At 49.1% G+C, this 13,184-nt stretch carries 11 protein-coding genes; 4 read left to right on the top strand and 7 right to left on the bottom strand.

Translation table 11 applies throughout. The features are described 5' to 3' along the window. Positions 1-68: 68 nt before the first annotated feature. The 5 genes from cydB to B5D26_RS13710 form a co-directional block, all read right to left on the bottom strand. Positions 69-1,208, bottom strand: a complete 1,140-nt coding sequence (gene cydB, locus B5D26_RS13690; RefSeq protein ID WP_078746290.1) for a cytochrome d ubiquinol oxidase subunit II — start codon at positions 1,206-1,208, stop codon at positions 69-71. Next, a complete protein-coding gene (locus tag B5D26_RS13695) occupies positions 1,205-2,803 on the bottom strand; it encodes a cytochrome ubiquinol oxidase subunit I (RefSeq protein ID WP_078746291.1) in 1,599 nt (532 codons plus the stop codon). The genes cydB and B5D26_RS13695 overlap by 4 nt, the downstream gene beginning before the upstream one ends. After that, positions 2,800-3,138, bottom strand: coding sequence for a cytochrome oxidase putative small subunit CydP (gene cydP, locus B5D26_RS13700; RefSeq protein ID WP_078746292.1), 339 nt, complete (start codon positions 3,136-3,138; stop codon positions 2,800-2,802). The genes B5D26_RS13695 and cydP overlap by 4 nt, the downstream gene beginning before the upstream one ends. Before the next feature lie 541 nt (positions 3,139-3,679). Further along, the gene (locus tag B5D26_RS13705; protein ID WP_078746293.1) at positions 3,680-4,837 is read right to left on the bottom strand and encodes an iron-containing alcohol dehydrogenase; all 1,158 of its coding nucleotides are present in this window, start codon (positions 4,835-4,837) and stop codon (positions 3,680-3,682) included. Between the two features lie 55 nt (positions 4,838-4,892). Beyond that, positions 4,893-5,903: an NADP-dependent oxidoreductase gene (locus tag B5D26_RS13710; RefSeq protein ID WP_078746294.1), complete on the bottom strand. Its 1,011-nt coding sequence runs from the start codon at positions 5,901-5,903 to the stop codon at positions 4,893-4,895. A gap of 158 nt (positions 5,904-6,061) precedes the next feature. Here B5D26_RS13710 and B5D26_RS13715 point away from each other — a divergent pair, with 158 nt between their 5' ends. Continuing rightward, positions 6,062-7,033 carry a LysR family transcriptional regulator gene (locus B5D26_RS13715; protein ID WP_078746295.1) on the top strand — a complete coding sequence of 324 codons (972 nt, stop codon included), beginning with the start codon at positions 6,062-6,064 and terminating at the stop codon, positions 7,031-7,033. Here the strand turns inward: B5D26_RS13715 and B5D26_RS13720 are convergent. Together B5D26_RS13720 and nosP are read right to left on the bottom strand one after the other, a co-directional pair. Continuing rightward, a complete protein-coding gene (locus B5D26_RS13720) occupies positions 7,023-9,671 on the bottom strand; it encodes a hybrid sensor histidine kinase/response regulator (protein WP_078746296.1) in 2,649 nt (882 codons plus the stop codon). The two genes, B5D26_RS13715 and B5D26_RS13720, sit on opposite strands and share 11 nt — an antisense overlap. Further along, a complete protein-coding gene (nosP, locus tag B5D26_RS13725; protein ID WP_200810685.1) occupies positions 9,661-10,956 on the bottom strand; it encodes a nitric oxide-sensing protein NosP in 1,296 nt (431 codons plus the stop codon). Before nosP ends, B5D26_RS13720 begins: the two co-directional genes overlap by 11 nt. 241 nt (positions 10,957-11,197) lie before the next feature. On the opposite strand from nosP, the gene pqqA reads away from it, so the two are divergent. The 3 genes from pqqA to pqqC all read left to right on the top strand — a co-directional run bounded on the left by pqqA (position 11,198) and on the right by pqqC (position 13,179). Next, positions 11,198-11,269 (top strand): pyrroloquinoline quinone precursor peptide PqqA, encoded by a 72-nt coding sequence (gene pqqA / locus B5D26_RS16700; RefSeq protein ID WP_139776679.1) that lies wholly within the window; start codon positions 11,198-11,200, stop codon positions 11,267-11,269. A 76-nt stretch (positions 11,270-11,345) separates the two neighbouring features. After that, entirely contained in the window at positions 11,346-12,275 is a 930-nt protein-coding gene (gene pqqB / locus B5D26_RS13735; protein ID WP_078746299.1) for a pyrroloquinoline quinone biosynthesis protein PqqB, read from the top strand. A gap of 136 nt (positions 12,276-12,411) precedes the next feature. After that, positions 12,412-13,179, top strand: coding sequence for a pyrroloquinoline-quinone synthase PqqC (pqqC, locus tag B5D26_RS13740; protein WP_078746300.1), 768 nt, complete (start codon positions 12,412-12,414; stop codon positions 13,177-13,179). Positions 13,180-13,184 lie beyond the last annotated feature (5 nt).

The following is a 13,184-nucleotide window of genomic DNA, read 5'->3' on the forward strand; positions in this document are numbered from 1 at the left end:
TGGGAGCTGCCGGATCGTTCCGGCTGCTCTCAGTTATAACAATAAAAGCGGTTCACAGGCTTCCGGGCTTAGTAGGCCAGCGGATTGCCTTCAATCTGTTTGCTGGTCACCCGACCCCACATCACCTTATAGGTCCACAGGGTGTAGAGCAGAATAATCGGCACAAAGATCATGGCGGCAATAAACATCACGTTCAGGGTCAGATGACTGGATGCCGCATCCCACAGGGTCAGACTGCTGTTCGGATTTGACAGGGATGGCAGTACAAAGGGGAACAGGGAGAAAGCCGCCGTGCAGATGATCGCTGTCATGGTGATACTGTGGGTCGCAAAAGCCAGACCGGAGCGACGGGCTTTTACCAGCAGCAGGGTCAGCAGACCGGTGATAAAGGCGGTGATCGGCGCTGCGATCATCCAGCTGTAGGTCTGGTAGTTGGCCAGCCAGCCGTTATCCACCACGCTCACCTGTTTGTTTAGTGGGTTCGGCAGCGCATCTTTAGCGGGCATCATATCGATATGCAGGCCCGGCATGCCGTTCAGCAGTACAAGGCCGCCGGCAGCAAAAGCGATCAGCATAATGACCAGCATAATAAGACCCGCTTTACCGGCCCGATCTGCCACTGGCTGATCGGCGCGCATCTGTAGCCAGATGGCTCCGTGGGCAGCGAGCATACTCAGGCTAACCACACCGCAGATCAGCGCAAAGGGATGGAACAGATCAAAGAAACTGCCGGTGTAGTGCGGGCGCAGGAAGTCATCCAGATAGAAATCCACACCCAACAGCAGGTTGCCAAAGGCAACACCGAAGACCAGCGCCGGAACCGCACCACTGATAAACAGTCCCCAGTCCCAGGTGCTGCGCCAGCGCGGATCCGCGATCTTGCTGCGGTAATCAAAGCCCACCGGACGGAAGAAAAGCGCAAACAGCACCAGCATCATGGCAAAGTAGAAGCTGGAAAAGGCAACGGCGTAGACCGCAGGCCAGGCGGCAAACAGTGCGCCACCGGCAGTAATAAACCAGACCTGATTGCCATCCCAGTGTGGGCCAACGGTGTTGATGATGATGCGGCGTTCGGCATCATTTTTACCGAGGAAGGGCAGCAGAATACCGGCACCCATATCGAAACCGTCAGTGATCATAAAGCCGACCAGCAGAACGCCAACCAGCACCCACCAGACCAGTTTCAGAGTTTCATAATCCAGAATCATGCCGCACCTCCGGCGATTTCAGGCTTAGCCTGGTTTGAATGTTCGCCATTCTGCTCAAAGTGATAACGACCGGTATGCAGGGCGCTTGGGCCGAGACGGGCGTATTTCACCATCAGGAAGACTTCGATCACCAACAACAGGGTGTAGAAAGCGACAATAGCGCCGATGCTGGTATAGAGGCTGCTGGCCTCAATACTTGAGGTGCTCAGATGCACCGGCAGAATCTCACCAATCGACCAGGGCTGGCGGCCGTATTCAGCAACCACCCAGCCGGTTTCTGCAGCGATCCACGGCAGTGGCAGGGCAAGGGTGACGATTCTGAGGAAGCGGCGTTTGCTTTCCAGTCGGCGGGTGGCGTTAAAGTAAAAGGCCAGTGCAAAGATCAGCAGCATGGCAAAACCACAGGCCACCATCACCCGGAAGCTCCAGAACAGCGGGGCAACATTCGGGATGGTGTCGTGGGCTGCGGCTTTAATCTGTTCTTCCGTGGCATCCACCACATTTTCGGTATAACGCTTCAGCAGCAGGCCGTAACCCAGATCCTTTTTCACCTCTTCGAAGGCGGCGATGGTAGCGTCATCGGTCTGGCCACCACGCAGCTTGGTGAGCAGGCCGTAGGCGATCATGCCGTTGCGGATACGCACTTCATGCTGCTCAATCAGATCCTTAATACCGGTCACTTCCTGATCCAGCGAGCGGGTGGCAATAATGCCCAGCGCATACGGAATTTTGATCGCGTAATCGGTGGTCTGGGTTTCCTGATTCGGAATACCAAACAGGGTGAAGGACGCCGGAGCCGGATGGGTATGCCATTCCGCTTCAATAGCTGCCAGTTTGGTTTTCTGCACATCACCCAGCTCATAACCGGATTCATCACCCAGTACGATAACGGACAGAATCGATGCCAGACCAAAGGCCGATGCAATAGCAAAGGAGCGGCGGGCAAAAGGCAGATCGCGTTTTTTCAGCAGGTAATAAGCGCTGATGCTGAGCACAAACATGGAGCCGGTCACGTAACCCGCTGCTACCGTGTGCACAAACTTCACCTGAGCAACAGGGTTGAACACCAGCTCGGCGAAGCTGGTCATCTCCATGCGCATGGTTTCGTAGCTGAACTCAGCACCCACCGGATTCTGCATCCAGCCGTTGGCGATCAGAATCCACAGCGCTGACAGGTTGGAACCCAGCGCCATCAGGAAGGTCACCATCAGGTGACGGCGTGGCGACAGGCGATCCCAGCCAAAGAAGAACAGGCCGATAAAGGTGGATTCCAGAAAGAACGCCATCAGGCCTTCAATGGCCAGCGGCGCGCCAAAAACATCACCCACGTAGTGGGAGTAGTAGGCCCAGTTGGTGCCGAACTGGAACTCCATGGTAAGACCCGTGGTCACGCCAAGGGCAAAGTTAATACCAAAGAGTTTGCCCCAGAACTGGGTCATGTCCTTGTAGACCTGTTTGCGGGTCATCACATAGACCGACTCCATGATGACCAGCAAAAAAGCCAGACCCAGAGTCAGAGGGACAAAGATAAAGTGATACAGCGCGGTAATCGCAAACTGTAGCCGGGACAGATCAACAACTTCTTCTGTAATCATGGTGTTTCCCGTTGTGTCGAGGCCGTAGGTTCCGAAGTGGCGGCCTTTAACAGGTCTGCCTCAGTGGCTGTGGAGCGGGGTGCTGAGCCGGAAGCGTCAGCGGAAGATTGCTCTGAGGCAGGCAGTTGAGGATTAAGCAGGCGAGTGCTGACATCGCTGTCATTGATGACAGATGCGGAAGGGACGACAAAGTTGATGATGCCGTAGAGCAGCACCAGCTTAATCAGCAGTACGATACTGAGTTCACGTACCAGTTTTTGTCGGGCAAACAAAGATGTTTTCCAGCGTTGGCCAAAAGCCCGCTTTGTTTGCACAAACAGCGTATTCCGTTGCATAGCATTCTGATCCTGCAGTGATGGTCGGCGATGGCTCGCCTTCCGGATCTAAATAATCAAACCGATTGACCTGATATCAGGTGGTCTAATTAGCGTATAGCAAGGTGTATGCCCGTTTTAGCTCTATAACCTATTGTAATTATTTGGTTTTATGGTTTTTTCTGGGCAGCTGTTTCTTATTTTTATTGTCAAAAGTGACAAATCCAATTGGATAACGTCATGATTGACAGCAGTAAAAGCAGCGCTAAAAGAAGATATGGGCCGAGCGGGTATTGAGGCTACAAAACTACTCCGATACCGCTCGATGAAATTCTTTCAGCAAGCGCAGCATACCGCCAGAACTGTAGTGATGTCAGTGTGACAAAACGTCACTGCTACGAGAAATTTTGTCTAGGCAACATTGAAATGCCCAAGGAGGCGCTGTTTGCAATAAGGTAGGCTTAGTAAGCGGGTGTTGTGCCACAAACTGGAATCCGCCAAAAGAAAAAAGCTGGTGTGATTAACCAGCTCTCTAGATCGACTATTTTAAACCCCTTAGCCGTTATAAAGCGGTGATTAGAATCTGACGACTAACGGCCAAGTCAATGTCTTGATGCTCCCCCAGCGCCACCATACCGTGCTGCTCTAGTAGATCCAGTAACTCATCAATAGCATCCACGCCAACCTCGATCTGACTCAAGCGAGTTGGCACCTGCATTGAGGTGAAAAACTGTTCCGTTAGTGCAATTGCCTGATCAATTTTTTCATCATCACTTCCTGTGGTCAGTTGCCAAACGCGCTCTGCATACTGCAACAGTTTATCGTGCTTTTCAGTGCGGCGTACTTTCATCACCGCAGGCAAGATAATTGACAATGTACGCGCATGATCAATACCGTAGCGCCCCGTCAGCTCATGACCGATCATGTGGGTTGACCAATCTTGAGGCACACCCGCACCAATTAAACCGTTCAAAGCCATAGTTGCCGCCCACATGATGTTACTGCGTACATCCAGATCATTTTTGGTGTCTGCCTGTAGTGCTTTAGGGCCTTCTTCTATCAAGGTTAGTAGCAAACCTTCCGCAAAACGGTCTTGCACTTTGCCATTTACGCTATAAGTCAAATATTGCTCAATGGTGTGTACAAAGGCGTCAATCACACCGTTACTGATCTGACGGTCAGACAAACTCAGCGTAACAGTTGGGTCTAATACCGCAAAGACTGGACGGACTAAGGGGCTGCCAAAAGGCAACTTGTGACCATCACGGGTGATCACCGCGCCCGTATTAGACTCTGAACCTGTCGCTGGCAGAGTTAAAATGGCAGCCAACGGCAAGGCTTGTTGAATTTTTTCTTGCTTGCTCACGATATGCCAAGGGTCGTCACCTTTATAGCAAGCGGCAGCAACAATAAACTTGCTACCATCAATGACAGAGCCACCGCCAACAGCCAGAACATAGTCGATTTTATGTTGTTGAATCAGGTCAACGGCTTTAATCAGTGTGTTGTAACTCGGGTTGGGTTCAATACCTGAAAACTCAAACCATTGATGATCTTTTAATGCCGCAACAACTTGGTCATACACGCCATTACTTTTAATCGAACCGCCACCATAAGTGACCAATACTTTGGCATCGATTGGAATTTCGCGGCTAATTGCACTGATTTTGCCTTCGCCAAAATGGATTCGGGTGGTGTTCTGGAAGCTAAAATTTAACATGGTCACGCTCAATAATTTTAAAATACGATGTCAGGAAGTTTTAATGAGAACGACTTTAGGCCAGTTTGACCAACATCTTGCCAGTATTTTTGCCGTTAAATAGTCCGATAAATGCATCTGGCGCTTGCTCAATACCTTCATAGACAGTCTCTTTCCAACTGATCTGACCTGACTTGATCCATTCCCCCATCTGCTCAACAAATGCAGGATAGCCCGCCCAATGATCAAAAATGATAAAACCCTGCATTTTCAGCTTTTTCATAATCAGCAAGGCAAGATTAGAGGGGCCAGCACTGGGTGCGGTGTTGTTGTATTGATCAATCATGCCGCATACGGCAATGCGACCATAATCGTTCATCACATTTAAAACGGCTTCTAAATGTTCACCGCCCACGTTCTCAAAATAAACATCAATGCCATTTGGGCAAGCTTGTGCAATGCTTTGAGTGAGGTTGTCTGTGGTTTTGTAATTCACCACTGCATCTACCCCTAACTCATCGATCAAATAACGGGCTTTCTCTTCAGAGCCAACACTACCTGCCACATAACAGCCTTTTAGCTTGGCGATTTGGCAGACAATAGCCCCTACCGCACCAGATGCGGCTGAGACGAAAACATTGTCGCCTGCTTTCAACTCACCGATTTTGGTTAAACCTGTATAAGCGGTCATACCCGGCATACCCAGCACCCCTAAGAACGCCTGTGGTGGTAGCTCAGTTTTAGGCAAAGGCTGAAGATCTTCACCTGCGCTAGTGAAATACTCTCGCCAGCCGTTCATGCTTGACACATGAGTACCTACAGGAAAATTTGGATTAAAAGACTCAACCACCTCACCAATAGCACCGCCAGCTAACACTTCATTTAAAGCAAAAGGAGGTACATAGCTTTTACGATCCACCATACGCCCACGCATATAAGGATCAACTGACATCCATAAATTCTTAACCAGCACCTCACCTGCTTTAGGCTCAGGAATAGACACTGTAGTCAGTGCGAAGTCTTCAGTGGTCGGCATGCCCTGTGGGCGGCTTTTTAAGTGGATCTCACGGGCATCTTGAATATACATATTGGTCTCACTTCAATTCTGATCATAAATAATTGCAGCCTTAATCCATTGCTCTGTGCTACAGGCTGACTTGTTTTGCAATGCTGGCTACTCTAAGCTTTCATTTGATATGCATCCAATGCATCTGAAATATAATCATCATTACCCTGAGTTATATCGTGAGCCTTAAACCTCTTTCCGCCACAGATCTAAATCTATTGCCTGTTTTGCAGGTATTGCTTGAAGAGCGTAATGTCACCAGAGCTTCCGCTCGGCTTGGTCTTACACAGCCAGCTATAAGCCGTAGTTTGGCGCGCCTGAGGCAGTTGTTTAATGATCCGTTGTTCACCCGCACCCCTAAAGGTTTAGCCCCAACACCGAGAGCAGAAATGCTGGCTCAGCAATTACGCCCATTACTGAATGAACTAAGTCAATTAATAGAGCCTCCACAGTTTATACCCGCAGAAACACAGCGCAGTTTTCGTGTGGCAACAACCGACTATGGCACTCAAGTTTTACTACCTTCAGTGTTAAAACGAGTAAGAGAGGAAGCCCCTAACATTGATCTTGAGATTGTGCCTTGGCACGAGCCTTTGCTGGCTCAGCTTGATCAGGCCGATATTGATATAGCCCTTTGTACGCTAAACACTGCTCCCGCAGGGATTCATGGTCGAGGGGTAGGTAATGATCGGTTTGTTTGCGTATTACGTGATGGGCACCCTCTAATTAAAAAGGGTTTAGATTTAGAAACTTACGCCAAGCATCCCCATGCACTTATTACTATGGGGGGCGCTCGTAAAGGTGCAATTGATTATTTGCTGGCAGACTATGGTTTATCACGACGTATCGCTTTACGTGTACCACACTTTGTTGCGGCATTGGCATTAGTGGCAGAAAGCGATCTATTACTGACGATTCCTTACGGCCTCGCAAAAAGCTGCGCACCATTGTATAAACTAACGCTTTTGCCATTTCCTATGCCACAACAGGACTTCACCTACTCTATTGTTTGGCATGAGCGCTACATTAAAGACCCTGCACACATCTGGTTCAGGCAGTTACTCTTTGATGAGCTAACCGCAACGCTCAGCGCCTTAGACAGCACTTATGAGTTTAACAGGCCTGATCAAAGTATAGAGCCTAATGGATAGGCATTTTGCCATGCTGCCCCAATAGATTGGCAATCATCATGCGGAGTTTGAGTGGCTTAACAGGCTTGTTTAACAGTTTATAGTTCACGGCTTCTACTTGAGTATTCAGCTCTTTTGAATAGTTAGCGGTTATCAGCATAACTGGAACTGGGGTGGGTAGTAGCTGATTGATTTTACCTGCCACATCAATACCATTCGCATCGTTGTCTAGGTGATAATCGACCAATAACATTTTGGGCTCGAATCCATCTTGAATCAGTTGAGCGGATTGCTCAAAATCAAGTGCGGTCATCACATCAATTCCCCAACCATCCAGCAAACGCTCCATGCCTGCACAAATAGCGGGATCATTGTCCAATACCAGTACCGGTGTGCCTGTTAGAGCATCGCTTTGGCTGCTTTGGAAAAGATCAGGAGTTTCATGCTTTACCACTTCTGTGGAGATCGGAACGTCCACCGCAAAAACCGAACCGACACCAACCACTGAGCGCACTGTGATTTTATGCTGTAGTACTCGGGCAATTTTATCAACGATGGCCAAACCTAAGCCCAAGCCACGATCATTAGGCGAGGGACGGCGCTTTAGGCGGCTAAATTCTTGAAAAATTTCTGTTAGCTTCTCTTGCTCAATGCCATCGCCTGTGTCCCAAATTTCAATTCTCAAACAGTCACCACGACGACGACTGGCAAGCATCAACTGCCCTCCCGCCTCAGTATATCGACTGGCGTTAGTTAAGAAGTTACGCAAAATGCGGCCAAGGAGTTGAGAGTCTGAACGCACAGCGCAAGGTAAAATACGGGCACGAAAGCGCTGCTGGACACTTTGGGCGATCTCTCGATATTCATTGGCTAAGTTGTTCAACAACGCATCTACGGAGAACACGCTGATTTGAGGCTCCACTACCCCTGCATCAAGTTTAGAAATATCCACTAAAGCGCCAAGCAACCCTTCAACATCATTAAGCGAGCTCTGTGTAGAGCGCACCAGCTGTTTGGCGGCTTTTTCTAAAGGGTATTCAGCCAGCGCACTGTTAAACAAGCGCGCCGCGTTCATGGGTTGCAACAGATCATGACTGATGGCCGCTAAGAATTTAGTTTTGGATAAGTTGGCCTGCTCAGCCTGCTTTTTGGCTTCCAGTAGGTGAGCATTAAGGGTGGTCAGCTCTGCGGTTCGGGCGGCCACACGTTGCTCTAAAAGCACATTGGCATTTTTTAGCGCCTCTGCCGTTAAGCGGCGCTCGGTAATGTCTTGGGTCAACACAAAAAAGCCAGTGGTATGCTGCTGGTTATCAACCCTAGGCACATAGGATTTGTGTACAAAGCGTGCCTCTCCGTCGTTATTCACTTCCTCCAGCTCAAAGCTTACAGTATTGCCGGCCAATACACTGGCGATGTAATTTTGTAGGCGGTTGAGTTGTGCCTGAGAGTAAACCTCTGCGATGGGACGACCTTGTAACTCATCACGCGTCATACCATGCCACTCTTGATAGGCACGGTTGGTAAACTCAAAAGCAAGATCAGCATTCACATAGCCAATCATAGCGGGCAGCGCATCAGTGATTAGGCGCATCTTCTGTTCGCTATCGCGCAGGGCGTTGGCGTATAGGCTGCGCTCGGTGATGTCAGAAAAGGTAATCACGCGCCCACCTTCTGGGCGAGCTCGCTGTCGCAGCTCCAGCACTCGACCATCCGGCAAGGTCAGTTCATAACTGCCTTGTCCCTGTCGTAGATGCTCAACCCTAATTTCGGCAGGGCTTTTGAACGAGGTCTGATGGTTTTCAGGCAGAGGCCATTGATCAATATGCACTTGCTGCTTTAGTAATGCGATAAAGTCAGTATTTTCTTCTAACTGTTCTGCTTTTAAGCCTGTTAGTTGCAGTAAGCGCTCATTCCAGATCTCTGGATAGCCTTGATCGTTCACCAGTACAACCCCTTGCGCAAGATTCTCAAGGGTACTTTGTAGAATACGAGATTTTTCGGCTAGGGCTGCTTCGCGGCGCTGGGTTTCAATGGCCTTAAATTCGGTAATATCGGTGTATAACACCGCCTGATCACCAGTTGCAGTTTCTCGCTCATTAACCTGTAGCCAGCGCCCATCTCTAAGGCGCACCACCTGACCAAAAGCTTGTTGATATAAGGCCAGCTCATCATCGGTTGCGGTGTTGTCTAAAACCCCTGCACGGGCGTATTCGCTAATGGTTTTCTGTGTCATTCCCTGTTGAATGGGGTAGCCATAGCGCAGCCAGATTTCACGATAACGACTGTTGCACAACACCAAATTACGGTCGCGGTCAAAGAGTACAAAAGCATCGTTCATGCTTTCGATTGCATCCATTAAACGCTGGTGAAGCGTTTCAATTTCAATATGGGCGTGTTTTAGAGCTTGGTTACTGTTGCGCAGTTCAGATAATGCCTGATTTAGAGCCGCAGTGCGTTCTCTCACCTGTTCGGCCAATAGTGCAGAGTTTTCAAAGGCGGCATAAGCACGCCCCCCCATATCCGGGGCAGCCTCTACACGGTCAATGAGCGCAAGATTGATTTTCTTCAGCCGCTGATTTTCCAGCTCAAGACGTTGAATCTGTTGGTGTAGCTCATCTGTGGAGCTTGGATCTAAGGCGGTACGCGGATCAGTAACCAATGGCAACTCCTGTAAATGTCGCGTTCAGATGAATACCGTTGATGTGCTCACCATAAGTGTTAAAACCAATCATTGGACTTTGAGCGATTAAGTCAGACACTTGTCCAAGCTGATGCTTTGCCTTTAGCTCTAAGTGCCTGAAAATACAGTCAAACCCCAGTATTAACTGCTGTTCACCCAGCTCTTGATTGACCTGATCCAATAGCCGTTGCAGTTCATTGGGTATATCAAGGTGTTTGTTTTTACGTAGCACAATTCCGCGCTCAACCGCGCAATAAAAACTCAAGCTGCCATCCTCGTTGACACTTTGAACGGCACGTACAAAGCCTTCACCCGCGATGCGTACACTCAAGGTATGCTGTGCAAATATCGCAGGGGTTAACTCCGATAATGGAACACCAATGGCTCGGGCGTACACTTCTGCGGCTGGCTCAGCATTGAGCTCATACACTCGACGGTGTTCGCTGTCCACTTCAGTGGCGACAAATACTTCATCGGTTTCTAAGACATGTTTTTGAGAAAACACCATAAAAGGAAACGCGGTGTTCACCATCAGTAAAACGGCGGCATTCTGGTAAGTTTTGCCTTGATACACGACTTTTGTGTGCGTGAAATCTAAGTCATCACCCGCAGAACCACCTAATAGAGGAATACTGCCAAAGGCTGCGCTCAGCGTGTTCAGTACCACTTCTTCATGTTCTGACATACCGTCAAGCAGGGCCAGCGCAAAGGTATGTCCCTTAACGGGCGCTTTTTGTTGATGCTGACAACACTCCAGCATACGGCTCATCAGGTGTTGAGCTGAGTTAAAATCAAACTGATCTAAGTTTTCAATTAAAGCCGTTTCAATAGAGAACCCTTCGCGCGAAAAGCCCACCGCACTCACGCTGCCTTGACGATAACCCAGCGGTGTAATCTCGCCTGCTGTAGAACAACCAACAATCACCTTATCTGGCAAGCAAAGCTGAAGGTGGTCAGCCAAAAGCTGAATATCTTGTTGAGCTGAGCAGAAAAATAGAACCCAATGGATCTGCTCATCGTACAGTTGCCCAGCCAGCTCTTGCGCGCAGAGTTGAGCTTCTTGCTGGCAAGACATCACGCGAACAACCGAGGGGTTAGGTTGAAATGATCTTGTATTGGATTGATCATGTTGATCGGGTATTGCCAAAGTCATTGATGCTCCTTGGCTGTGGCCGTCTGATTTCCTGCGCTCCTCCTGAGCAACAGTATGATCTGACAACGACGCAGCTTGGCCATACAGAGCAGTTTTTATAATACTTGTCACGCCTGTCCACCATGATTCGTTCAGTGCAGTTTCGGTCAGCCAAAGAGACTAGACCGTCGCACGTTATTTCGCCAACCTTTTTACTACGACTATAAGGGGTTCGATATAGTCCCGAAGTACTATATTGGACTACCGCCTCTCCTGCCTAACATTGATCCTGCTATTCGGCTTTGCAATTAGCAAAGGCTTAACAACAAAAAAGCTCACTATTTCAGTGAGAATACAGCCAGAGGTAACGGTTATGTGGAAGAAACCAAGCTATAGAGATTTGCGCATCGGTTTTGAAGTGACAATGTACTTCAGCCACCGCTAAGCACGCAAAAAGCGTCTGAATATTTCAGGCGCTTTTGTTTTTCTCTTTTTTAAAACCTTACCGCAGGAGCCACGCCATGCATATCAGAATTTTAGGTTCAGCAGCCGGTGGCGGCTTTCCGCAATGGAATTGCAATTGCCCCAATTGCACAGGTGTTCGCCAAGGCACAATCAACGCTAAAGCCCGCACGCAATCCTCTATTGCCGTCAGTGGCGATGGTGAACACTGGTTACTTTTTAATGCCTCACCTGATATTCGTGCGCAATTAGAGTCTTTTGCGCCGTTACAACCGAATCGCAAAATCCGTGACACAGGCGTCTCTGCGGTGTTGCTGATCGACAGCCAAATTGACCACACAACAGGTTTACTCATGCTGCGTGAAGGCTGTCCTCATACGGTTTATTGCACCGATATGGTGTTTCAGGATTTGACCAAGGGCTATCCTATTTTTCCAATGCTAGAGGCTTGGAATGGCGGCTTACAACGCCGTCCGATCCCACTATATGGCGAGCATTTTTATATTCCAGAAGTACCCAATATTCGCCTGCAAGCGGTATCGCTGAGCAGTAAAGCCCCACCTTACTCACCGCATCGTAATGATCCGCATCCCGGAGACAATATTGGTGTGTTGATCACCGACACCAATACAGGCGGCAAACTGTTTTATGCGCCTGGGCTGGGTGAGATTGAAGATCACCTGCTGCCATTAATAGAACAGGCCGATTGCCTGCTAGTGGATGGCACCTTATGGCGTGATGATGAATTAATTGAACTGATGGGTGCTGACAAACGTGGCAGTGACATCGGCCACTTGCCGCAATATGGCGAGGGTGAGAATGGCGCAGGCGGTATGATTGAGTTCCTGTCCCAGTACCCCAACAAAAAACGGGTGCTGATCCATATCAACAACACCAACCCAATTTTGGTGGAAGACTCCCCTGAACGGGCGCAACTGGATGCCGCGGGTATTGAAGTCTCTTATGACGGTATGGATATCCATTTATAACCGCACAAACTAGAAGACACTCAGGAATACTATAACCACTCAAGGCAGAGTTTAACGTCAGCTACATCAGACCTGCGTCAAGCCATTGCAACCTAATCAATGCTGACGCTATACAACAACAATAACGGAGCAGACCATGAGCCAACCACAACCCACTGATGTCATGCCTTGGAGCAGAGAAGAGTTTGAAACCCGCCTACGTGCCAAAGGTGAGCTTTACCATATCCATCACCCTTATCATGTGGCCATGCATCAAGGCGAATGCACACCTGAGCAGATTCGTGCTTGGGTTGCTAACCGCTTTTATTATCAGGTGAGCATCCCGATTAAAGATGCTGCGATTATGGCCAACTGTCATGATCAAGCGGTACGTCGTCACTGGATTCAACGCATTATCGACCATGATGGCCGTGAAGGCACCGAAGGCGGTATTGAAGCTTGGTTGCGCTTAGGTGAGGCGGTAGGTATTCCAAGAGAAGAGTTGCTAGACCACCGTCATGTGCTGCCCGGCGTTCGTTTTGCGGTTGATGCTTATGTGAACTTTGCCCGTAAAGCCACTTGGCAAGAAGCGGCTTGCTCCTCTTTGACCGAGATGTTTGCACCTAAAATTCACCAGTCGCGCTTAGACACTTGGCCGGATAACTACCCTTGGATTGAGTCGGAAGGCTTACAATATTTCCGTAACCGCCTAACAGAAGCCCGTCGTGATGTGGTGCATGGTATTCAGATCACCCTAGAACACTTCACCACCCGTGAACAGCAAGAGCGTGCGCTGAATATCCTGCAATTCAAGCTGGATGTGCTCTGGTGTTTACTAGATTCGCTGTCGATGGCGCATGAGCTTAAGCGCCCGCCTTACCATACTATTACGGATCAAACGATCTTTCACAGCCGGATCGTTTAGGAGTC

This window comes from Oceanospirillum multiglobuliferum, from assembly GCF_900167095.1.
In the GTDB taxonomy this organism is placed as follows: Bacteria; Pseudomonadota; Gammaproteobacteria; order Pseudomonadales; family Halomonadaceae; genus Oceanospirillum; species Oceanospirillum multiglobuliferum.